At 57.0% G+C, this 263-nt stretch carries 1 protein-coding gene; it reads right to left on the reverse strand.

The genetic code is table 11. The features are described 5' to 3' along the window. The coding region (locus SB756_RS31365) for a Mur ligase family protein (protein WP_410913404.1) at positions 1 to 263 on the reverse strand (263 nt) is incomplete at both ends.

The raw sequence follows: 263 nt of genomic DNA on the forward strand, positions 1-263 counted from the left end.
CCTGGAACAGCTTTCAGATTTGCCAGCCCCGCTTTGATAGCATCAAGCGTTGCGCCCACGGACATGGAGAGCGCAGCGGCTGCCAGCGCATTCGCAATATTGTGACGCCCCGGCAACGGCAGCAGAACATCGACGCTACCGGTTGGGGTTTGTAGGGTAAATTCCGTACCGTGCGAGGTCACATGGATATTGGTGGCGGTGAAATCGCTGTTGGCGGCATTGGGTGAGAAACGCCACACTTTGCGTGAGCCAATTACGCTCTG

Origin of the sequence: Pseudomonas sp. SIMBA_068 (genome assembly GCF_046534705.1) — a bacterium.
In the GTDB taxonomy this organism is placed as follows: domain Bacteria; phylum Pseudomonadota; class Gammaproteobacteria; order Pseudomonadales; family Pseudomonadaceae; genus Aquipseudomonas; species Aquipseudomonas putida.